General features: G+C 70.1%; 19 protein-coding genes. 16 read left to right on the forward strand and 3 right to left on the reverse strand.

The window, feature by feature from the left end; translation table 11 throughout:
* Positions 1–11: 11 nt before the first annotated feature.
* The 7 genes from ACFE71_RS04180 (at position 12) to ACFE71_RS04210 (ending at position 8,380) form a co-directional block, all read left to right on the forward strand.
* Entirely contained in the window at positions 12–1,391 is a 1,380-nt protein-coding gene (locus tag ACFE71_RS04180) for a glycosyl transferase family protein (RefSeq protein ID WP_375427559.1), read from the forward strand.
* Positions 1,388–2,392: a hypothetical protein gene (locus ACFE71_RS04185; RefSeq protein WP_375427560.1), complete on the forward strand. Its 1,005-nt coding sequence runs from the start codon at positions 1,388–1,390 to the stop codon at positions 2,390–2,392. The genes ACFE71_RS04180 and ACFE71_RS04185 overlap by 4 nt, the downstream gene beginning before the upstream one ends.
* A 52-nt stretch (positions 2,393–2,444) precedes the next feature.
* A complete protein-coding gene (locus tag ACFE71_RS04190; protein WP_375427561.1) occupies positions 2,445–3,359 on the forward strand; it encodes a sulfite exporter TauE/SafE family protein in 915 nt (304 codons plus the stop codon).
* A 20-nt stretch (positions 3,360–3,379) separates the two neighbouring features.
* Positions 3,380–4,114, forward strand: coding sequence for a TIGR02186 family protein (locus ACFE71_RS04195; protein WP_375427586.1), 735 nt, complete (start codon positions 3,380–3,382; stop codon positions 4,112–4,114).
* Positions 4,115–4,178: 64 nt separating this feature from the next.
* Positions 4,179–5,840 (forward strand): ATP-binding protein, encoded by a 1,662-nt coding sequence (locus tag ACFE71_RS04200; RefSeq protein WP_375427562.1) that lies wholly within the window; start codon positions 4,179–4,181, stop codon positions 5,838–5,840.
* Between the two features lie 272 nt (positions 5,841–6,112).
* A complete protein-coding gene (locus tag ACFE71_RS04205; protein WP_375427563.1) occupies positions 6,113–7,276 on the forward strand; it encodes a CDP-glycerol glycerophosphotransferase family protein in 1,164 nt (387 codons plus the stop codon).
* Positions 7,277–8,380 (forward strand): glycosyltransferase family 4 protein, encoded by a 1,104-nt coding sequence (locus tag ACFE71_RS04210; RefSeq protein ID WP_375427564.1) that lies wholly within the window; start codon positions 7,277–7,279, stop codon positions 8,378–8,380.
* Here ACFE71_RS04210 and ACFE71_RS04215 read toward each other — a convergent pair whose 3' ends face one another.
* Positions 8,381–9,913, reverse strand: a complete 1,533-nt coding sequence (locus tag ACFE71_RS04215) for a M23 family metallopeptidase (protein WP_375427565.1) — start codon at positions 9,911–9,913, stop codon at positions 8,381–8,383.
* A gap of 310 nt (positions 9,914–10,223) precedes the next feature.
* On the opposite strand from ACFE71_RS04215, the gene ACFE71_RS04220 reads away from it, so the two are divergent.
* The 6 genes from ACFE71_RS04220 to ACFE71_RS04245 all read left to right on the forward strand — a co-directional run bounded on the left by ACFE71_RS04220 (position 10,224) and on the right by ACFE71_RS04245 (position 15,693).
* Positions 10,224–12,746, forward strand: coding sequence for a helicase-related protein (locus ACFE71_RS04220; RefSeq protein ID WP_375427566.1), 2,523 nt, complete (start codon positions 10,224–10,226; stop codon positions 12,744–12,746).
* A 7-nt stretch (positions 12,747–12,753) separates the two neighbouring features.
* The gene (locus ACFE71_RS04225; protein ID WP_375427587.1) at positions 12,754–13,041 is read left to right on the forward strand and encodes an RNA-binding S4 domain-containing protein; all 288 of its coding nucleotides are present in this window, start codon (positions 12,754–12,756) and stop codon (positions 13,039–13,041) included.
* 69 nt (positions 13,042–13,110) lie between these two features.
* Positions 13,111–13,452, forward strand: a complete 342-nt coding sequence (fdxA, locus tag ACFE71_RS04230; RefSeq protein ID WP_375427567.1) for a ferredoxin FdxA — start codon at positions 13,111–13,113, stop codon at positions 13,450–13,452.
* A 187-nt stretch (positions 13,453–13,639) separates the two neighbouring features.
* Positions 13,640–14,173, forward strand: coding sequence for a CarD family transcriptional regulator (locus tag ACFE71_RS04235; protein WP_375427568.1), 534 nt, complete (start codon positions 13,640–13,642; stop codon positions 14,171–14,173).
* Positions 14,174–14,284: 111 nt separating this feature from the next.
* Positions 14,285–15,007 (forward strand): head GIN domain-containing protein, encoded by a 723-nt coding sequence (locus ACFE71_RS04240; protein WP_375427569.1) that lies wholly within the window; start codon positions 14,285–14,287, stop codon positions 15,005–15,007.
* Positions 15,004–15,693, forward strand: a complete 690-nt coding sequence (locus ACFE71_RS04245; RefSeq protein ID WP_375427570.1) for a GIN domain-containing protein — start codon at positions 15,004–15,006, stop codon at positions 15,691–15,693. The genes ACFE71_RS04240 and ACFE71_RS04245 overlap by 4 nt, the downstream gene beginning before the upstream one ends.
* Here ACFE71_RS04245 and ACFE71_RS04250 read toward each other — a convergent pair.
* Positions 15,690–16,094, reverse strand: coding sequence for a DUF1489 family protein (locus ACFE71_RS04250; protein WP_375427571.1), 405 nt, complete (start codon positions 16,092–16,094; stop codon positions 15,690–15,692). The two genes, ACFE71_RS04245 and ACFE71_RS04250, sit on opposite strands and share 4 nt — an antisense overlap.
* Before the next feature lie 37 nt (positions 16,095–16,131).
* Positions 16,132–17,538 carry a magnesium transporter gene (gene mgtE / locus ACFE71_RS04255; RefSeq protein WP_375427572.1) on the reverse strand — a complete coding sequence of 469 codons (1,407 nt, stop codon included), beginning with the start codon at positions 17,536–17,538 and terminating at the stop codon, positions 16,132–16,134.
* 107 nt (positions 17,539–17,645) lie between these two features.
* Between mgtE and ACFE71_RS04260 the strand changes: the two genes are divergently transcribed.
* The 3 genes from ACFE71_RS04260 (at position 17,646) to ACFE71_RS04270 (ending at position 20,932) form a co-directional block, all read left to right on the forward strand.
* Positions 17,646–18,101 carry a peptidylprolyl isomerase gene (locus ACFE71_RS04260; RefSeq protein WP_375427573.1) on the forward strand — a complete coding sequence of 152 codons (456 nt, stop codon included), beginning with the start codon at positions 17,646–17,648 and terminating at the stop codon, positions 18,099–18,101.
* A gap of 114 nt (positions 18,102–18,215) precedes the next feature.
* Positions 18,216–19,634 carry an amidohydrolase gene (locus ACFE71_RS04265; RefSeq protein WP_375427588.1) on the forward strand — a complete coding sequence of 473 codons (1,419 nt, stop codon included), beginning with the start codon at positions 18,216–18,218 and terminating at the stop codon, positions 19,632–19,634.
* Positions 19,631–20,932, forward strand: a complete 1,302-nt coding sequence (locus ACFE71_RS04270) for an amidohydrolase family protein (protein ID WP_375427574.1) — start codon at positions 19,631–19,633, stop codon at positions 20,930–20,932. Before ACFE71_RS04265 ends, ACFE71_RS04270 begins: the two co-directional genes overlap by 4 nt.
* Positions 20,933–20,944 lie beyond the last annotated feature (12 nt).

Below are 20,944 nucleotides of genomic sequence, written 5' to 3' on the forward strand. Positions count from 1 at the left end.
CGGGGGCACGGGTGGACTGGGTTTTGTCGGGGTTGGCCGCGGTCACGCGCGAGGTGCTGCTGTTCGCGGCCTTCGGCTTTCTGGTCGGCGGCATCGACGACCTGTTCGTCGATGTCCTTTATCTTTGCGGCCGCTTGACGGGTCGGGGCGGCAGGCTCGCGCTCGATGGCTTGGCACCGCCGGACCGGGCGGTGCGCATAGCCGTCTTCGTGCCCGCCTGGGACGAGGTTTCGGTGATCGGGCGCATGCTCGAAGCCGCGCTCGGGTCGATCGAACATCCCGATTACCGCATCTATGTCGGCACCTACCCCAATGATCCGGGGACGATCGACGCGGTCGCGTCGGTGGCCGCCCGCGACGACCGCGTGCGGCTGGTCGTCGGCGAGCGAGACGGCCCGACCACCAAGGGCGACAACCTCAACGCCTTGTGGCGCGCGCTGCGGGCCGACGACGCCAGGATTGGCATCGCGACCTGTGCGGTGGTGCTCCATGATGCCGAAGATGTGATCCATCCAGCCGAACTGCGCGTGTTCGACTCGCTGCTGGCTCGACATGCGGTGGTGCAGCTACCGGTGCATCCGCTGATCCGGCCGGAGGCGCATTGGGTGAGCGGAACCTACGCCGACGAGTTCGCAGAAGCGCACGGGAAACTCCTGGTCGTGCGTGCCGCGCTTGGAGCGGGGCTGCCGCTCGCCGGGGTCGGCTGCGCGATCAGACACGACGCGCTCGAGGCGTTGGAGCGCGAGCGCGGAGGCGCGCCGTTCGATCCGGGCAGTCTGGTGGAGGATTACGAGATCGGCCTCCATTTGGCGCAACTCGGCTTCACCGGCTGCCTGGCGCGCGTCGCCGAACGGTCGAACGGCCCGCTGGTCGCGACGCGCGCCTATTTCCCCGATGAACTGGACGCGGCCGTCCGGCAAAAGGCGCGGTGGATGACCGGCATCGCGCTCGCCGGTTGGGACCGCACCGGCTGGGCGCGACCGCTCGCGATCTTCGACCACTGGATGCGCGCGCGGGACCGGCGCGCGCCGCTGGCCGTGATCGTGCTCGCGGCCGCCTATCTGGGATTGCTGCTCTGGGCGCTGTCGGGCGCGGCATATTGGATCGCGGGCGTGCCGACGCCCGTGATCGATCCGGTTCTGGGGCGTGTATTGGCGCTGAACATGGCGCTGCTCGGATGGCGTCTGGCGTGGCGCGTCGCCTTCACGACACGAAATTACGGTTGGCGGGAAGGCGCCCGCTCGGTCCCGCGATTGGTGGTCGGCAACATTATCGCGCTGCTCGCGGTGCGCCGGGCGGCCTGGCGTTATTGGGCGATGCTGCGCGGATCGGCACCCGTTTGGGATAAGACCGCGCACCGATTTCCCGAGTCGGCGGCCCCGGCCGAATGATCACCGGCCGCCCCCTTCGCTTCCTGGTCATGGTGGTCGCCGGTTGGATAGGTGTGCGCGTCATGCTGCTCTGGCCGGAGGGCGAGAGGGCGAGCGTCGTCCCGCAAGCGGCCGCCGCAACGGGCAAGCGGGAGCGACCCGCGCCCATGCCCGCCGCCTTGGCGCGCGCCGAACCTGCGCTGCGGAGCAGCTTTATGCCTCTGGTAATCGCCAGTCCGCGCCCGCCTCGAACCGAGCGTGCCCGCGAACCGGCGTTGATGCCGGACCGATCGACCAACGCCGCCATGATAGAACAGGCGCTTATGGCCGCCACGTCGTCCCAGGCCGTCGAAGGCTCTCTGCCGACCCCCATCGGACTACCGGATCGTGGGATCGGCAGCCGCTGGAGCGCGAGCGTGTTCGCGATCGCGCGGCGGTCCGGGATCGGCGGCGGGCTTGGTTCGAGCCAGCTCGGCGGATCGCAGGCGGGCGCGCGTCTCGCCTATGCGCTGGATGCCGAACGTCGGTTCGCGATGGTAGGCCGCGTCGCGACGCCTCTGGAAGGACGTGGGCGCGAGGCGGCGTTGGGGGTCGAGTGGCGTTCGCCGGGCGCGCCGGTCCGCGTTTTCGTGGAGCGACGATTCGCGCTGGATCACGGGCGAGGCGGCCCGAGCTTGGGCGTGATCGCCGGGGTCGACCGGGCGCTCGGGCATGGGTTCCGGATCGAGGCCTATGGCCAAGCGGGCGCGATCAAGCGCGACCGCCTACAAGCGTTCGCCGATGGAGCCGCCCGGGTCACGTGGCGCATCGCGGCGATCGGTTCGGCGACGCTCGATGCGGGGGCGGGAGCGTGGGGCGGAGCGCAACCTTCCGCCGAGCGGCTCGATGTCGGGCCGACGCTGGGGATCGCGGCCCCGATCGCCGAGCGCACGCTGCGGTTGACGGTCGACTGGCGCGAGCGGGTGGCGGGGAACGCGCGGCCGGGCTCCGGGCCCGCGCTGTCGCTCGGCACCGACTTCTGAGCGCCGCGCTCGCTTCCGCCCATGCAAGCGACGCGCTAGTACGCGTGAGGTCATGAACGTTTACCTCCCTATCGCCAATCTATCGGTGAACGCGCTCGTCATCATCGCGCTCGGCGGCGCGGTCGGGTTGTTGTCGGGGATGTTCGGGGTCGGGGGCGGGTTCCTGACGACGCCGCTATTGATCGTGTACGGCATTCCGCCGACAGTCGCGGCGGCCTCGTCCGCCAGCCAGGCGACGGGGGCGAGCGTGTCGGGCGTGTCCGCGCATCTCAGGCGGGGCGGCGTGGACCTGAAGATGGGCGGAGTGCTGGTCGCGGGCGGGGGCATGGGATCGCTGTTCGGCGCATGGCTGTTCCGCCTTCTTCAGGAAAGTGGCCAGACCGACAGCGTGATCGCGATCACCTATGTCCTGCTATTGGGCTTTATCGGCCTGCTGATGCTGCGCGAGTCGGTGCTGGCGATAGGCGCGGCGAGGGGGCGCCTATCGCCGCGCCCGCGCAAGCGCCGCCACCATCCGCTGGTCGCCGCATTGCCGCTACGGACGCGTTTCTACGCGTCGGGGCTCTACATATCGCCGCTTGCGCCGTTGCTGCTGGGGTTCGGGGTCGGCATCCTGACTATCCTGTTGGGAGTGGGCGGCGGGTTCGTGCTGGTGCCGGCGATGATCTACCTGCTCGGCATGGCGACTGGCGTGGTGGTCGGCACCAGCCTGTTCCAGACGCTGTTCGTCACCGCGCTCGCCACGCTGATCCATGCGCTGACCACGCAAGCGGTCGACATCGTGCTCGCCGGGCTACTCCTGATCGGGTCGGTGACGGGCGCTCAGTTAGGGGCTCGGTTCGCGTCGCGGTTCAAACCCGAATATCTCCGCCTCGTGCTGGCGCTCGTGGTGCTGGCGGTCGGCGCGCGCGTCCTGCTCGGGCTGGTCTGGCGGCCCGAGGCGATCTTCTCCGTCGAACTGGCGTGAGGCGGCTCCTGCCGGTCGCCATGCTCCTGCTTGGAGGACAGGCGCCCGCACCCGTGCTGGTGCCCGACGTGTCGCAACGCGCGATCGAGATCGCCTACAGCTTCACGGGCGCGGAGCTCCTGCTGTTCGGCGCGATCCTGTATCCGGGCGGTCGCCTGCCGAACGGCGGTACGCCGACCGACATCGTCGTCGTGGTCAAGGGGCCGACCGAGTCGATACTGATCCGGCAAAAGCGGCGGGTCGCGGGCATCTGGGTCAATGCCGAGGACCAGCGTTACCGGTCGGCCCCCTCCTTCTACGCGGTCGCATCGTCCAGGCCCATCGACCGGATCGTCGATGCGCGCACGCGGGCGATCTTCGAGCTTGGGCTCGGGAGTCTCCAACTGTCCCCAGCCTCGAGCGCCCCGCCCGAGGTGCAGAAGCGGTTCGCCGACGGGCTGGTCGAGCTCCGGCGACGGACGGGGCTGTATTACGAGGACCCGGGCGCGGTCGAGATCACCGACGGCGTGCTGTACCGGGCGCGGATCGGGGTGCCCGCACGGGTGCCGGTCGGGCGCTTCACGGCCGAAACCTTCCTGATCCGCGACGGCCGCGTGCTGGCGGCCGCGACGCGCGACATCGACATACGAAAATCCGGGTTCGAGCGGTTCGTGGCGAGCGCCGCGGCGAACACGCCGTGGCTGTACGGGCTGGCGGCGGTGGCGCTGTCGGTGGGGCTGGGCTGGTTCGCGGGCTGGGCGGCGGGAAGGCGCTGAAGGCACCCGATATTTACCATTGACGGCGCATCGGGATTCCCCAGACCATATGGGACCCGATCACATGACCTTCACGCCCGGCGCCGACGCCTTCGCCCACGGCACGCCCGTCGATCTGGCGACGACCGGGCCGATCGGCTTCGTGCTCGCCATCGCCGGCTCGAGCAGCCGGGCGGTGATCGACGTCGGCGCGCTCCGGCCGCTGCTGGTTCATGCCGATCCGGTGGTGGCGACGACGGGGCAGGTTGGCACGCAGATCAAGATGCGCGTCGGCGCGAGCTGGCTGGTGGCCAACGTCCGCAGCCTGCTGCTCGACCCGACCTCGACGCATGGCGACCGCATCCTGGCCGATATCGATTTCCTGGGCGAGGGCGACGAGGAGCGGCTGACGGGCAAGCTGTATAATTTCCGCCGAGGTGTGACGCGCTATCCGACGCCCGGATGCGAAGTGCATCCGATCTCGACCGCAGACCTCCAACAGATCTACGCCGCCGACGACCGCGCCAACATCGAGATCGGGTCGGTCTATCCGACCAAGGACATCCGGGCCGCGCTGTATGTCGACGCGATGCTGGGCAAGCATTTCGCGCTGGTCGGATCGACCGGCACGGGGAAGTCGACCAGCGCCGCGCTGATCCTGCACCGCATCTGCGACCTGGCGCCGCAGGGGCACATCGTCATGATCGACCCGCACGGCGAATATTCGGCGGCGTTCAGGACCAACGGCGCGCTCTACGACGTCAACAACCTGCAGATGCCGTACTGGCTGATGAATTTCGAGGAGCATTGCGAGGTGTTCCTGACGACCTCGGGCTCCGAGCGGCAGGTCGACGCCGATATCCTGGCCAAGTGCCTGCTGATGGCGCGCGCCAAGAACCGCATCGGCCAGGAGATCGCCAAGCTGACCGTCGACGCGCCGATCCCCTATCTGCTCAGCGACCTGACCAACCTGATCGGGCTGGAGATGGGCAAGATGGACCGCGCGGGCGACACCGCGCCCTACATGCGCGTCAAGGGCAAGATCGAGGAGATCAAGGCCGATCCGCGCTATGGCTTCATGTTTTCCGGCATGCTCGTCGCGGACACGATGGCCGGGTTCCTCCAGCGCATCTTCCGTCTGCCCGGCGACGGCAAGCCGATATCGATCATCGACGTGTCGGGCGTGCCGTCCGACATCACCGCCACAGTGGTCGCGGTGCTCGCCCGCATGACGTTCGACTTCGCGATCTGGTCGCGCAACGAGCCGCAGCGCCCGATCCTGCTCGTCTGCGAGGAGGCGCACCGATACATTCCATCCGACCGCGATTCGGGCGGTTCATCGGTCGGGCGCATCCTGGGGCGGATCGCCAAGGAGGGCCGGAAATACGGCGTCTCGCTTGGGCTGATCACGCAGCGGCCGTCCGACCTGGCGGAGGGCGTGCTGTCGCAATGCGGCACCATCATCGCGATGCGGCTCAATAACGAGCGCGACCAGGCGTTCGTCCGCGCGGCGATGCCGGAGGGCGCGCGCGGGTTCCTCGACTCGATCCCGGCGCTCCGCAACCGTGAATGCATCATCTGCGGCGAGGGCGTCGCCATCCCGATCCGCGTCCAGTTCGACGGGCTGGAAGAACAGCGCCGCCCGGCCTCGAGCGATCCGCTGTTCTCCGCGCTGTGGCGCGATGTCGGCGGCGAGGAGCAGATCATCGCCCGCACGGTCCAGAAATGGCGCGCGCAGGGGAAGTGAGGCGGGACGCGGATGTTGGCGAAGGTGCCGCCATTCGGCGGTTCGTATCCGGCCGAAGGTAACGAAGGTAACGCCAGTTCGCGTGTTCGTCCAATTGCCTCGATATCAAAGAGCGGGCGGATGTAGGGCGCGGACCCCAATCCTTCGACAAGATGACACAGGTCGGGGCTTGTAGGAAAGCGGATCCAGCCGGACCGCTACGGCGCGGTTGTGGATATCGCCGAACCGGCTATCGCCGTCGCTCGACCAAGGGCGGCAGGGAGGGCGATTCGATGTCATTCCGGCGGCGTCGGGTAGGCTTTTTCTTCAACGCGCAGCTGCATCAGGTCATGCACGCCGCGCCGACCGCGATCGCGCTGTCGCGCGACACGCGCTTCGCGGTTCATATCGTGGCGGCGACCCACGAGCATCTCGAGTTGGCCCGCGATCTCGCGGCTGGGGCGGATGCGGGACCGATCGACTATGCGCTGGCGCGCGGGCGGATGTCGGCGGCGGCGCGGCCAGGCCGCGCGTCCATTCCGCCCAAATTGCTGACACTCGCCCTCGCCGCGCGCGGATTGGCGAGGTTCGATGCGATCGTGGTGCCGGAACGAACGTCGTTGCTGCTTAAGTGGATGGGGCTAGGCCGCATCCCCTTCATCCATACGACGCACGGCGCGGGCGACCGCGCGGTGGGGTACGAACGACGTATCCGCCGATTCGATCTCGTGCTGCTCGCCGGGGATAAGCAGCGCCGCCGGATGCTGGAGGCAGGGGTGATCCGCGAGGGAGGGTATGCGGTGGTCGGATATCCGAAGTTCGACGCGGTGCGGTTCGCCGCCGCGACCGCGCGGACCGCCTATCCCTTCGCGGAACGGCGACCGACGGTGCTCTACAACCCGCATAGCGCCGGGTCGCTTTCGTCCTGGGAACGGTGGGGCGCCTCCATCCTGCGGCAGTTCGCGGCCGACCGGCGATACAACCTGATCTTCGCGCCGCATGTGAAGCTGTTCGAAGGGAAGCGGCGGCCGGCCGAAAAGCTGATCGGCGACCATGCCGGGCACGGCAACATCCATCTCGATGTCGGCAGCCGCCGATCGGTTGACATGACCTATACGGCGATGGCGGACATCTATCTGGGAGATGTGAGCAGCCAGATCTACGAATTCCTGAGCAGGCCTAAACCTTGCCTGTTCCTCGACGCGCACGGGGCGGAGTGGCGGGACGATCCGAATTACGCGCATTGGCGGTACGGGCCGGTTCTGCGGACGGCCGACGGGATCGTCGATGCGATCGACCGGGCGGTGGAGCGGCATCCGGATTACGTCGCCGCGCAGGAAGCGGGCTTGGCCGAGACGTTCGACAATACGAGCGACGGTGCAGGCGCGCTACCGTCGGAGCGCGCGGCGGCGGCGATCGCCGAGTTCCTGCTGCGTCCCGAGCGGACCGGTCGCTAGGTGGGCGGGGCACGCCGCCTGTGGGTCGTCAGCCGCGTGTTCCCGCCGGACGAGGGGGGCGTGCAAACCTATGCGCGCGCGGTCGCGGACGGTTACGCCGCGCTCGGCTGGCGAGTGACGGTGTTCACCAAATCGTCAGCGGGTCCGGCCCGCACGGAAACGGGCGGGGTCGCCGTGATTGATGTGGGCCCGGGAGCGATGGCGGTCGTCTACGGCCGGTTGTTCCGGGCGATGAAGCGGCATCGGCGCGAGGACGGCCTACCCGACGTCATCCACGCCTGCACCTGGCGGGCGGCGCTGCCCGCCTTGCCGCTCGGGGGCAGGCTGATCGTCGCCGTCCATGGACGGGAAATCGGCAGGCCCAAGGGCGTCGCGTTCCGGCTGATGCGCGCGGTGCTGCGCCGAGCCGCGCGAGTAGTGGCGGTCAGCGGAACCACGCGAACGCTGCTCTTCCGCCGCTTACCCGAGCTTGAGGCGCGATGCGTCGTCGCCTGGAACGGGGCGACCGAGCCGTCGGGGTCGGTCGAGCGGCCGTCCGCGCCGATCGAACGTCCGATCGAATTGCTGACTGTCTGCCGTCTGGTCGAGCGCAAGAATGTGCGCGCCGCTATCGATGCGGTCGCGGGTGTTCGCGACATCGAGCTCCGCTACCGGATCGCGGGCCGAGGGCCGGAGGAGGGCGGGGTACGCGCGACGATCGAGCGTCACGGGATCGGCGACCAAGTGGACGCGCTCGGCTTCGTCGAGGATGGCACGTTGGACCGACTATACCGGGAGGCCGACATCTTCCTGCATCCGCAGATCGCGCTGGAGGAGGGCGGCGAGATCGAGGGGTTCGGGATCAGCGTGGCCGACGCGATGGCATATGGGCTGCCCTGTATCGTCGGCCGCGACGGTGGTCCCGCGGAGCTGATCGAGGAAGGCGTGACGGGCCTGATCGTGGACGGCCGGTCGTCCGCCGCGATCGGGAAGGCGGTGGAGCTGCTGGTGCGGTCGCCCGAGCTTAGAGCCGCCATGGGCGGATGCGCGCGGGATTGGGCGCGGGCGAACCTGTCGTGGGAGCGGCATTGCCGGCTGGCGCTCGCCGGTATCGCGAACGGATGATCAGCGCGCGCCCGGCCGAATGTTCAGCAACGCCGCGACGCGCGCCTTGAACGCGCGAAGTTTGTCGCCCGAAAGCGCGGAAACCTGGTCGAACGAGATCGAGCGGGGGTTCACCGGACGACCGGCGCGCCATATCTCCCAATGGAGGTGGGGGCCGGTCGACATGCCCGTCGAGCCGACATAGCCGATCACTTCGCCGCGCTGAACGCGCTCGCCGGGCGCGACGGCGATGCGGCTTAGATGGCCGTAGCCGCTCTCCAGGTCGCCCGGATGCGCGAGCTTGATGAAATTGCCGTAGCCCGCGTTGCGGCCGGCGAAGCGGACCACGCCGTTCTCCGCCGCGTGAATGGGCGCGCCGTGCGGGGCGGCGATGTCGAGGCCCTTGTGCATGCGCAGGAAGCCCAGGATCGGGTGCGCGCGGAAGCCGAAGCCCGACGAGATGCGTCCCATGACCGGCAGGCCCATGAAGCCGCGGCGTTCGTAGCGGCCGTTGGCGTCGTACCATTGATCGCCGCTCGCGCCGCCGCCAGAACCGTCGGTCGTGCTGTCGATGGCGTCGCTGCCTTCGGGACCGAAGCGGACGAGTTCGGTGCGGCGGTTGCCTTGTTCGAGCCCGGCGAAGAGGAGACGGCCGAGGCGGATCTCGCCGGTGGCGGCGCGGTCCTGTTCGACGATCAGGTCGAAATGGTCATCGGCGTTCACGTCGCGGCCGATCGAGAAGCGGGTGGCGATCGCGCGGAGATATGCCTCGACCGCCTTGGCGGGCGCGCCCGCGGCGCGCGCGGCGCGGTAGAGGCTCGATCCGACGACGCCCTGGATGCGAAGCGGGGTGGTGTCGATCGCGATCGGGCTGCGGGTCATGGCCAGCCCGCCGCCGATACGGTCGATCGAGACGTTCAGGTCGAAGCGCGCCCGGAGCGCCAGATGGTCGAGCGGGCGCGACAGGGTGCGGTCGGGGCGGCGGCCGAGGGTGATCTGGATGCGCGTGCCCGGCTGGATGGCGGCGAGCGGGGTCGTCCGGGCGAGCAGGGCTGCGGCGACGGCGGCGTCGGCGCGGCCCACGCCCGCGCGTTCCAGCACGCGGTCGAACGCGTCGCCGTCGCCGAGCGTCGCCGACAGGTCCACGGTCGGACGCTCGGGCGCGTCGGCGAGCGGGCGGACGAGGTCGTTCGCGGCCATGCGGCGGCCAGTTCCCGCGCCCAGGCCGAGCGGGGCGATGGATTGCGCGCGCGCCTCGTCCCACTCCGACCCGGCCAGCGGGGCGGGGACGACGCCGACGAGCGGGCGGTGGCCGGGGGCGAGCGCGCACGTCGCGGCGCAAAGCGCGCCGCAGGTGACGAGGCCGCGCCACCAAACGCGCGAGCCAATGTCCGCGCCGAGATCGGGCACCCAATCGATCGTGGCGGCACGCCGGCGCGCGCGGTCGAGCGCCGACGGTCCGGGCACGGCGGCGTGGCCGAAGGAGCGGGGCGCGAAAGGCGCTCCCGACGCGCCGCCGGCGAACTCCAGGCCATGATCGTTGCGTAGAAACACGCCGGCGACGGACTCCGTGCTGTCGCCGACCCCCCGGCGTGGGTCGGGTGGTTGTGGGGTAGGGGTGCTAAAGTCAAATTAACTGCGGTCGGCGGTGCGGCGGGGCGTGTGCCGAGCGGGATGGGCTATCAACGTCCCTCTCCCGCTTTCGCGGGAGAGGGACAGGCGCGAAGCGCCAGGGTGAGGGCTGTTCCTGACGCAAGCCGCCCTCACCCGACCTCGCTGCGCTCGGCCACCCTCTCCCGCGAAAGCGGGAGAGGGAAAGGAGGGCCCATTGCATCCCCGCCCGCGACCGCCGATGTTCCCGCCCATGAACGCACGCGGATCGGCGGGAGGGTCGCGGGTGACCGCGGTGCTGGGGCCGACCAACACCGGCAAGACGCATCTGGCCGTCGAGCGGCTGTGCGGGCATTCGTCGGGGATCATCGGCTTTCCGCTCCGGCTGCTCGCGCGCGAGGTCTATGATCGGGTGGTGGCGATCAAGGGCCCCAAGCAGGTCGCCCTTATAACCGGGGAGGAGAAGATCCTGCCGCCCGACGCGCGCTGGTTCCTGTGCACCGCCGAGAGCATGCCGCTCGACCGCGAGGTGTCGTTCCTGGCGCTCGACGAGGCGCAGCTGGGGGCGGATCCGGAGCGCGGGCACGTGTTCACCGACCGGCTGCTCCGCGCGCGCGGGCGCGAGGAGACGATGATCCTGGGCAGCGAGGCGCTCAGGCCGATGGTGCGCGCGCTGGTGCCCGAGGCGGAGATCGTCGAACGGCCGCGCTTCTCCACGCTGACCTATGCGGGCGCGAGAAAGATCAGCCGGTTGCCCAAGCGGTCGGCGATCGTCGCCTTTTCCGCCGAGGAGGTCTACGCGGTCGCCGAGATGCTTCGGCGGCTGCGCGGCGGCGCGGCGGTGGTGATGGGGGCGCTTTCCCCGCGCACCCGCAACGCGCAGGTGCAGATGTTCCAGGCGGGTGAAGTGGACTATCTCGTCGCGACCGACGCGATCGGGATGGGGCTGAACATGGACGTGGCGCATGTCGCGTTCGCGTCCCTGAACAAGTTCGACGGGCGGCGGCAGCGGCGTCTCACGGTCGCGGAGATGGCGCAGATCGCGGGGCGGGCGGGGCGGCACCAGCGCGACGGGACGTTCGGCGCGCTGGTCGAGGACGGGCCGGGCGCTTTCCTGCCCGAGGAGGTGCTGGCGGTCGAGGAACACCGCTTCCCCAAGCTCGAGCGAATGTATTGGCGAAGCGGCGAGCCTGATTTCGCCAGCATCGACGCGCTGATCGCGTCGCTGGAGCGCAAACCCGAGCCGGGCGTCCTGCAGGCCGCGCCCGAGGCGATCGACCTGGCCGTGCTCAAGCGGCTGGCGGACGAGGATTGGGTGCGCGACCGGACGCGCGGACCCGCGATGGTCAAGCGGTTGTGGGCGGCGTGCGGGGTGCCCGATTTCCGCAAGGTGAGCCTCGACCCGCATGCGCGCTTCGTGTCGCGGCTGTTCGGGCATTTGAGCGAAGGGTCGGGGCACCTGCCGCACCAATGGTTCGCCGACGAGATCGCCAGGCTCGACACGGTGGCGGGCGACGTCGAGACGATCGCCGGGCGGATCGCGGCGGCGCGCAGCTGGGCGTACATCGCGCACCGGGCGGACTGGCTGGCCGACCCCGCCCACTGGGCGGAGCGGACGCGCGGGCTCGAGGAGCGACTGTCCGACGCGCTCCATGCCGGGCTGACGCAACGGTTCGTGGACAAGCGCACGACTGCGCTGATCCGCCAGATCGGCGCGGATCTGAGCGTCCTGCCGGTGGTGGTCGGGCCGGAGGGCGAGGTATCGGTGGAGGAGCACCATCTGGGTAGGCTGGACGGGTTCCGCTTCACGGTCGCGCCCGACGCCAAGGCGACCGACAAGCGGCTGCTGCTCGCGGCCGCCGACAAGCGGCTGAAGGGCGAGCGCGACCGGCGCGGGCTCGCGCTGGCGGAGGCGGACGCGGCGGCGGTGACGCTGGGCGATACGGGCGAGGTGCATTGGGGCGGGCACCGGGTCGCGGTGCTCGCGCCGGGGCCGTCGCTGGCGCGGCCTCGGTTGCAGATCGATCGCGACCTCGATTGCCTGGACAAGGCGTTGAAGGAGCGCGTGCGGGGAAGGCTGGAGGGTTGGGTGGCATCGCGCCTCATGGCCAAGGTCCCGGTGCTGACGCTGCTCGCCGAGATCGCGCGCGACGCGGCGGCGTCGCCGGGGCTGCGGGTGGTCGCGGGGACGCTGGAGACGGCGGGCGGGATCGCCGCGCGCCTGGGCATGCGTGCGGCGGTGGACGCGCTCGAGCCCGCCGAGCGCAAGCGGCTCCGGCGGGTCGGCGTGACGATCGGCGCGCTCGACTTGTTCGATGCCCGGCTGCTGAAACCGGAGGCGGCGCGGTTGCGCGCGGTGCTGCTGGCGGTGGGGGGCGGGACGGTCGCGCCGCCGCCGGCCGGCGCGACGGTGCTGGCGCGCGGGGTGCCGGGCGCGGTGCTCGCGGCGGGTTTCCGGCCGCTGGGCGCGCAGGCGGTGCGGGTCGACCTGGTCGAGCGGATCGCGCGGGCGGCGCATGACGCGCGGCAGGGGCGCGCGCCGTTCCTGCCCGATCCCGCGCTGTCGACATCGATCGGGCTGGAGGCGGAGACGCTGGCGCGGCTGATGGCGGAGCTGGGGTTTCGCGCCGCGTCGCGCGGGGAGGAATTGCCGGAGGGCGCGTCCGCGACTCCGCGTTGGGTGTGGCGGGGACGGCCGCCCGCGCGCGCCATTACCGCGCCGCCCGCGCCCGATAACGCCTTCGCCGCGCTGGCTGGTTGGGGACGGCGTGGCTGAGGGGGCGATGCGGATCGACCGGTTCCTGTGGTGGGCGCGGCTGACCAAGACGCGGAGCGCGGCGCAGGCGATCGCGGAGGCGGGCCGGCTCAGGATCGACGGGCGCGTGATCGAGCGCGCGCATTGTCCAGTGCGCATCGGCAATGTCCTGACCTATCCCGCCCACGGCGAGGTGCGCGTGGTGCGGGTGGAGGCGCTGCCCGCGCGGCGCGGGCCCGCTCCGGAGGCGCAGGGTTACTACCGCGACCTGCTCGCTCCCGGTGAGAACGTCTCGCAACGAAACCGGAACGATTGACGCTCCCGGGAACGGGGCATAGCAGGGAGCGTTCTTTCGTCCGACCGCCCCACGGAGCCATGTACGCCAATGACCTACGTCGTCACCGACGCCTGCATCCGCTGCAAGTACATGGACTGCGTCGAGGTGTGTCCGGTGGACTGTTTCTACGAAGGCGAGACGATGCTGGTCATCAACCCGTCCGAATGCATCGATTGTGGCGTGTGCGAGCCCGAATGCCCCGCCGAGGCGATCCTGCCCGACACCGAAAACGGGCTGGAGCGGTGGCTGGAGCTGAACACCACCTTCTCCGCCAGTTGGCCCAACGTCACGCGCAAGGCCGACCAGACCCCCGCCGACGCCGACACGCACAAGGGCGAGGCGGGCAAGTTCGAGCTGTATTTCACGCCGGAGGCGGGCAAGGGCGACTGACGCGCGGCTAAGATCGCCGCTACGCTGGATTTTTCGGCTGAGTCATGTTAATGAAATTAAGACGGACGTTTTTAGCGTGTCCGGTCGGAGTTCCATGACCCTCTTCCCCGATCGCCGGCTTCACGGCGGCTCCGGCCGCTCCCAGCCCCGCGCCTATCGGGTCGTATTTATCCGGAAAGGCCCGTGAATGGCTGCCAAGCCCCTGTTGTTCGACGTCGGTGATTACGTGGTGTATCCGAAGCACGGCGTCGGCCGTGTGATCGAGCTGCAACGCTCGGAGATCGCGGGGATGCAGTTGGAGCTGTATGTGCTCCGCTTCGAAAAGGAGCGCATGACGCTGCGTGTCCCGACCAACAAGGCCGAGTCGGTGGGCATGCGCAAGCTGTCGTCCGACAAGACGCTGCGCGAGGCGCTGGAGACGCTGAACGGCAAGCCCAAGGTGAAGCGGACCATGTGGTCGCGTCGCGCGCAGGAATATGAGGCGAAGATCAATTCGGGCGATCTGGTGTCGATCGCCGAGGTCGTCCGCGACCTGTTCCGCGCCGACGACCAGCCGGAGCAGAGCTATTCGGAGCGCCAGATCTTCGAGGGCGCGACCAGCCGCCTCGCGCGCGAGCTCGCCGCGATGGAGGAAACCGACGAGAAGACGGCGCAAGAGCGCATCCTCGACATCCTTCGCGCGTCGGCCGCGATCTACAACAAGGACAAGGCGGCGGCCTGATCGTCGGGCGTCGTTTGAAGCGCGGGAGGGCGGGGCCGCTGCCTCGCCCTTTTCGTTTGCGCGTCGGCCAGTCCGTGTGTTATGTACATAGCACACATCAGGGAGGTCATCATGCGCTCACTTGGCTTGCTTCTCACATTGCCGCTCATCGCCTGCTCGGCGAACGCGGCGGGGACCGACGAGACGGGGGAGGCGCGGGGGACGGGGCCGTCGCGCGATTACACCATGTCGGGGTTCAGCGCGGTCGACCTGCGCGGGTCGGACGATGTCGAGGTGCGGGTCGGGCCAGCCTTTTCCGTGCGTGCGCAGGGGCCGGCGAAGGAGTTGGACAAGCTCGAGATCACGCGGAGCGGCGATACGCTGCGGATTGGGCGCAAGCGGACGACGGGCATGAACTGGAGCGACGGCGAGGGCGTGAAGGTGTTCGTGACGATGCCGCGCCTGGCCGGGGCGGCGGTGTCAGGATCGGGCGACATGACGGTGGACCGCGTCGAGGGCGATCGCTTCGAGGGCGGGGTCGCCGGATCGGGAAGTCTGGCGATCGGCGTGATGCGGGCGGGGGACGTGTCGCTGTCGGTCGCGGGGTCGGGCGACGTGGTCGGCGCGGGTACGGCGCGGACGCTGCGGATGGACATCGCCGGGTCGGGCGACATCGACGCGCGACAGTTGACCGCGTCGGAGGCGCAGGTCTCCGTCGCGGGTTCGGGGAACGCGCGCGCGGTCGTGAACGGCCCGGCGCGGATCGAGATCGCCGGGTCGGGCGATGTGGAGCTGGGCGGCTCGCCACGCTGCACGACATCCAAGGTCGGGTCGGGCGAGGTGCGCTGCGGGTGATCCGCGCCGCGCCGCTGTTGCTCGCCTTCATCGCCGTTCCCGCCACGGCCGCCGAGAAGCGCTTCGCGGTCGGCAGCTTCGACCGGGTGCGCGTCAATGGGCCGTTCGAGGTGACCTATGCCATCGGATCGCCGAACGCGCGAGTGTCGGGTGACGCGCGCGCGATCGAGCGGGTCGAGGTGCGCGTCGATGGGACGACGCTGACCATTCGCACCAATCGCCAGGGCGGGGACGAGCGGCCCGTCGCTGCGCGGTCCGAGCCGGTGAGGGTGACATTGTCCTCGCCCTCGCTCGCCTCCGCTTCGGTGTTCGCGGGCGGGCGGCTGAGCGCGACGCGGGTCAGGGGCGCGCGCGTCGACCTGTCGATCGGCGGCGCGGGGATCATCGCGGTGGCGGACGCGGTCGCCGACCAGGTCAACGCGACCGTGATCGGCACGGGAACGGTGACGCTCGCGGGCCGTGCGGCGAAGGCGCGCTACGTCATGAACGGGGCCGGGCGGATCGATGCGGGCAAGCTCGATGCGGGCGACGTGTCGGTGCTGCTCGACGGGCCGGGCGAGGTCGCGGCGGCGGCGCGCTACGACGCTCAGATCACCAATACGGGGCTGGGCACGGTCAGCATCGCGGGGACGCCCAAATGCAACGTTCGCGCGCGGGCGGGCGGGCCGGTCGCTTGCGGACGTTAGAGCAGCGCCAGCCCGGATAGCTTACCGACGAGCAAGGGCGGGAGCGCCGCGACGCCCGTCTCGTCGTCGGCCAAGTCCACAGGCGCGTCGGCATGCTCCAGATAGCGCCAGCCCTGGTGCGCGCGCTTCGGGCGAGCGTGGATGAGGACGACTTCCGGGTGAAGATGGATGGCGATACGGCCCTCCTCCGCCTCGCCGAAATGGAGGATGGCGGAGCGGGCGACGAGCTGGTGCTTGACGATCCAATAGAGCGAGCCAGTGCCGGTCACCTCCTCGTGGCGCTTGGGGAGGTAGCGCGTGGTCAGGAAGCCCTCGCCCGCCGCGGCGCGCGCCTGCCAGCGGGCGGCGAGTTGGTCCACGCTCGTCACGCCGAACGCTACCTTCGTTAGATGTAGTGGCATTTCAGCTATTTGGGTTCCGCCGGTTGGCCGAGCAACCCTAGCCCGCGATGCCCGAGGCGGTGGCGAGGCCGAGGAACACCAGGAACCCCATCGAGTCCGTGACCATCGTCACGAACACCGACGAGGCGACCGCCGGGTCCGCGCCCGCGCGCTCGAGCGTGAGTGGTACGAGCACCCCCGCCAGCCCGGCGATGACGATGTTGGTCATCATCGCCGCGGCGATCACCGCGCCCAACCGCGGATTACCGAACACGAGGGTCACGCCGACGCCGATGACGAGCGCGATCGTCGCCCCGTTCAGGAACGCGACCCGCAGTTCGCGCCCGACCGCGCGCGCGGTGTTCGACGCGGTGAGCTGGTTGGTGGCGAGCGCGCGCACCGTCACCGCCAGCGTCTGGGTGCCGGCGTTGCCGCCGACCCCAGCGACGATCGGCATGAGCGCCGCGAGCAGCGCCATGCGCGCGATCGAATCCTCGAAATAGGCGATGATGCTGCTGGCGACGAGCGCGGTGAACAGGTTGGCGACGAGCCAGCGCGCCCGCGCCTTGTAGCTGTCGAACACGGGTTCGTTGATGTCGCCCTCGCCGCCCGCGCCCGACAACAGCAGCGCGTCCTGCCCCGCTTCCTCCTGGATGATGTGGACGACGTCATCGACGGTGATCATGCCGACCAGCCGACCGCCGCCATCGACCACGGCCGCCGAGATCAGCGCGTATTTCTGGAAGCGGAGCGCGACCTCCTCCTGGTCCATGTCGACGGGGATCAGCGTCTGTTCGCGCTGCATCACGTCCGCCAGCGCGATCCCGCGCGGGGTGCGGAGGATCCAGGAAAGCTGGCAATAGCCGACCGGGCGGTGCGAGGGGCCGACGACGTAGATCTCCCAGAAATCCGTCGTCAGCTCGTCATGGCCGCGCAGGTAATCGAGGACGTGGCCGACCGTCCAATGTTCGGGCACCGCGATCAGCTCGCGCTGCATCAGGCGGCCGGCGGACTCCTCGGGGTAGGAGAGCGCTTCCTCGATCGCGGCGCGGTCGTCGGGCTCCATCGCGCGGAGCACGTCGCGGCGGTCGTCGGCGTCCAAATCCTCGATGATCGCGACCGCGTCGTCGGTGTCGAGCTCCGACGCGATCCCGGCCACCTGGCTGGGGGTGAGCGCGTCGAGGAGCGCGTCGCGGACCCAGTCGTTCATCTCGGCGAACACGTCGCCATCGAGCAGGTCGGCGACGGCGTGCGCCAATGCGGCGCGGCGGTCGGCGGGAGTCAGTTCGAACAGGTCGGCGATGTCGGCGGGGTGGAGCGGTTCGACCAGGCGGCGCGCGCCCTCGGTATCGCCTTCCTCGACGCGGTCGAGCACGTCGCTGACGAAGGCGGGTTTGAGCCGGTCGTCCTCGTCGAGCTGGGTCCGGTCGTCGGCACCCAGGGCGGGCGTTTCGATGTCGCTCATGATCGCCCTCCAAGCCTTGGCGGAGGCCCTAGCCGGGGGGCGGGCGATTTGCCACCCGGGCGCACGCTTCCTAGATGCGCCGCGCGACATCCACAGGAGTTCAACCAATGGCCGACCAGTTCGAAACGCTAACCCTGACCCTCGACGGCGGCGACGTCGCGATCCGGCTTCGGAACGACCTCGCGCCCGGGCACGTCGCGCGGATCGCCGAACTGGCGAATGACGGCTTCTATGACGGGGTGGTGTTCCACCGCGTGATCCCGGGCTTCATGGCGCAGGGCGGCGATCCGACGGGGACGGGCATGTCGGGGTCCGACAAGCCGAACCTGAAGGCCGAGTTCAGCTCGGAGCCGCACAAGCGCGGCACCTGCTCGATGGCGCGGACGGGCGAACCGAACTCGGCCAATTCGCAGTTCTTCGTCTGCTTCGCCGACGCGCGCTTCCTGGACAACCAGTATACCGTGTGGGGCGAGGTGACGCAGGGCATGGAGCTGATCGACGCGCTTCCCGTCGGCGAGCCGCCGCGCGCGCCCGGCAAGATCGTGACCGCGCGCGCCAGCTGAATGCGTGCCAAGCTCGCGGCCGATGGACGGCCGCGAGCGACCCCGTTACGACCTGTGCCCAAAACCAGGCCCAAGAGCCTGAACGGGGGTTATATGGCGCAAGCGGGTGAGTGGATGCGGGCGACTGCGGCGGGCGTCGGGCTGATCGCGCTGGCGGCGTGTTCGGGCACGGGTTCGGCCCCGAGGAGCGCCTCGGCGGTCAAAGCGAAGGAGCCGGCGGTCGGCCGCAACAAGGGCTATTCGCACGACCCGTTCCCCTCGACCTACCGCGCCTATCCGGGCGCGGCGACGCTCGTCACCAACGTCACGATCTATGACGGCGAGGGCGGGCGGATCGAGCGCGGCTCGGCCTTGTTCGCGGACGGAAAGATCGTATCGGTGGGGCAGCAGGTCGCCGCGCCCGCCGGGGCGACCGTCATCGACGGCACGGGCAAGTGGGTGACGCCGGGCGTTATCGACATTCACAGCCACTTGGGGAACGGTCCGTCGCCGTCGGTGCAGGCGACCTCGGACGTCAACGAGGGCACCGACCCCGTCACCGCCGATGTCTGGGCGGAACACGGGGTCTGGCCGCAGGACCCGGGCTTCGGCCGCGCGCTCGCCAATGGCGGGGTGACGACGCTGCAGATCCTGCCGGGCTCCGCGAACCTGTTCGGGGGGCGCAGCGTGGTGCTCAAGAACGTGTACGCCCGCACGGTGCAGGGGATGAAGTTCCCCGGCGCGCCATACGGCCTGAAGATGGCATGCGGCGAGAACCCGAAGCGGTCCTATGGGAGCAAGGGTCGCAAACCCTCGACGCGGATGGGCAACGTCGCGGTCGACCGGGCGACCTGGGCGCGCGCGGCGAAGTACAAGCGCCAGTGGGACACTTACGAGGACAAGGGCGGGGACCGGCCGGACCGAGACATCGCGCTCGACACGCTGCGCGGCGTGCTGGCGGGCGAAATCAGGGTCCAGAATCATTGCTACCGCGCCGACGAGATGGCGATCGTCATGGATATGGCCAAGGAGTTCGGGTACAAGGTGACCGCGTTCCACCATGCGGTCGAGGCGTACAAGATCGCTGACCTCCTCAAGGCGAACGGCACCTGCGCGGCGGTGTGGGCCGACTGGTACGGGTTCAAGATGGAGTCGTATGACGGGATCGGCGAGAACCTGGCCATCCTGCAGAAATCCGGCGCGTGCGGGATCATCCATTCGGACGACGAGAACGGCATCCAGCGACTCAATCAGGAGGTCGCCAAGGCGCTCGCGTCGGGACGGCGCGCCGGCATCCAGGTGAGCGACGCCGAGGCATGGCGCTGGCTGTCGCACGGCCCCGCGACCGCGCTCGGCATCGCCGACCGGACGGGGAGCCTGAAGCCCGGCAAGATGGCGGACGTGGTGCTGTGGAACGGCGATCCGCTGTCGGTCTATACGCGGCCGGAGAAGGTGTGGGTCGACGGGGCGCTGCTTTACGACGCGCTCGATCCGAGACGCCGGCCGGTGAGCGATTTCGAGCTTGGGCAGCCTGGGCAGGGAGACGTGAAGTGAAGCGCGCCGCACTTCTTCTCGCCGCCGCCTTTTGCGCTCCGGCGAACGCGCAGACCGTGGCCGTCGTGAACGGCACGGTCGCGCTCGGCGACGGGTCGCAGCCGATCCCGAACGGCACCGTCGTGTTCCGCGATGGGCGCATCGTCGCGGCGGGGGCGAGCGTCGCGACCCCGGCGGGGGCGACCGTGATCGACGCGGCGGGCAAGTGGGTGGCGGCGGGGACGGTCGCGGCCTGGACCGACCTGGGCCTCGTCGATGGCGGCTACGGCGTCCAGGAGAGCAACGACGCCGCGGCGCGCACCGCTTCGTTCGGCGCGGCGATCGACGTGGCGTCGGCGATCAATCCGGCGGCGGTCGCGATCGGCAACGAGCGGCTGGGCGGCGTCACCCGCGCCTTCGTCGCGCCGGGCGCGGACAAGTCGATCTTCGCGGGCCGTGGGGCGGTCATCGATCTGGGGACCGACGCCGACCCGATCACGCGGGCGCGGGCGTTCCAGTTCGTCGAGATGGGCGAGCGCGGGGCGGAGATCGCGGGCGGATCGCGTCCCGCCACCTTCGCGGCGCTCGCCGACGCGCTGGAGCAAGCCGAGGATTTCCGCCGCGACCGGCGCGGGTTCGACGGGCGGGGGAGCGACGCGCTGCTCAAGCGGGCGGACGCGCAGGCGCTGCTCGACGTGCTGGACGGGCGCACGCCGTTGATGGTCCATGTCGAGCGCGCGAGCGACATCCGCGCGGTGCTGGTTCTGCCGCGCACCTACCCCAAGCTCAAGCTGGTGCTGCTCGGCGCGACCGAGGGCTGGATGGTCGCGCGCGAGATCGCCGCCGCGCGGGTGCCCGTCATCGCCGCCGCGCTCGCCGACCTGCCCGCATCGTTCGAAAGCCTGGCGGCGACCGAGTCCAACGTCGGCCGGCTGACGGCCGCGGGGGTGACCGTCGCGATCTCGACGGTCGGCGCGAACACCGCGCCGGGCGAGCACATCCTGCACCAGTACGCCGGCAACCTGGTGGCGATCGGCAAGGTGCCCGGCGCGACGGGGCTGAGCTGGGGCCAGGCGTTCGCGGCGATCACCTCCAAGCCCGCCGAGGCGCTGGGAATGGACGGCGAGATCGGCTCGCTCCGCCCGGGTCGCCGCGCCGACGTGGTGATCTGGAGCGGCGACCCGCTCGAGCTGTCCTCCGCGCCCGAGGCGATCTGGATCGACGGGGTGCGCCAACCGACCAACTCGCGCCAGCGCCGCTTGCGCGACCGTTATCTTGTCCCGACCGAGGGCGCGCTGCCCAAGGCGTATGAGCGGTAAGGGCTGGAGTTC

The organism is uncultured Sphingomonas sp., assembly GCF_964237155.1.
GTDB lineage: Bacteria > Pseudomonadota > Alphaproteobacteria > Sphingomonadales > Sphingomonadaceae > Sphingomonas.

Excerpts from the sequence above, each read along its gene's own strand:
- ACFE71_RS04185 (WP_375427560.1), top strand. The coding sequence starts at position 1,388 with ATGATCACCGGCCGCCCCCTTCGCTTCCTGGTCATGGTGGTCGCCGGT.
- ACFE71_RS04190 (WP_375427561.1), top strand. The coding sequence starts at position 2,445 with ATGAACGTTTACCTCCCTATCGCCAATCTATCGGTGAACGCGCTCGTC.
- ACFE71_RS04195 (WP_375427586.1), top strand. The coding sequence starts at position 3,380 with ATGCTCCTGCTTGGAGGACAGGCGCCCGCACCCGTGCTGGTGCCCGAC.
- ACFE71_RS04200 (WP_375427562.1), top strand. The coding sequence starts at position 4,179 with ATGACCTTCACGCCCGGCGCCGACGCCTTCGCCCACGGCACGCCCGTC.
- ACFE71_RS04205 (WP_375427563.1), top strand. The coding sequence starts at position 6,113 with ATGTCATTCCGGCGGCGTCGGGTAGGCTTTTTCTTCAACGCGCAGCTG.
- ACFE71_RS04220 (WP_375427566.1), top strand. The coding sequence starts at position 10,224 with ATGAACGCACGCGGATCGGCGGGAGGGTCGCGGGTGACCGCGGTGCTG.
- ACFE71_RS04225 (WP_375427587.1), top strand. The coding sequence starts at position 12,754 with ATGCGGATCGACCGGTTCCTGTGGTGGGCGCGGCTGACCAAGACGCGG.
- fdxA (WP_375427567.1), top strand. The coding sequence starts at position 13,111 with ATGACCTACGTCGTCACCGACGCCTGCATCCGCTGCAAGTACATGGAC.
- ACFE71_RS04235 (WP_375427568.1), top strand. The coding sequence starts at position 13,640 with ATGGCTGCCAAGCCCCTGTTGTTCGACGTCGGTGATTACGTGGTGTAT.
- ACFE71_RS04240 (WP_375427569.1), top strand. The coding sequence starts at position 14,285 with ATGCGCTCACTTGGCTTGCTTCTCACATTGCCGCTCATCGCCTGCTCG.
- ACFE71_RS04250 (WP_375427571.1), bottom strand. The coding sequence starts at position 16,094 with ATGCCACTACATCTAACGAAGGTAGCGTTCGGCGTGACGAGCGTGGAC.
- mgtE (WP_375427572.1), bottom strand. The coding sequence starts at position 17,538 with ATGAGCGACATCGAAACGCCCGCCCTGGGTGCCGACGACCGGACCCAG.
- ACFE71_RS04260 (WP_375427573.1), top strand. The coding sequence starts at position 17,646 with ATGGCCGACCAGTTCGAAACGCTAACCCTGACCCTCGACGGCGGCGAC.
- ACFE71_RS04265 (WP_375427588.1), top strand. The coding sequence starts at position 18,216 with ATGCGGGCGACTGCGGCGGGCGTCGGGCTGATCGCGCTGGCGGCGTGT.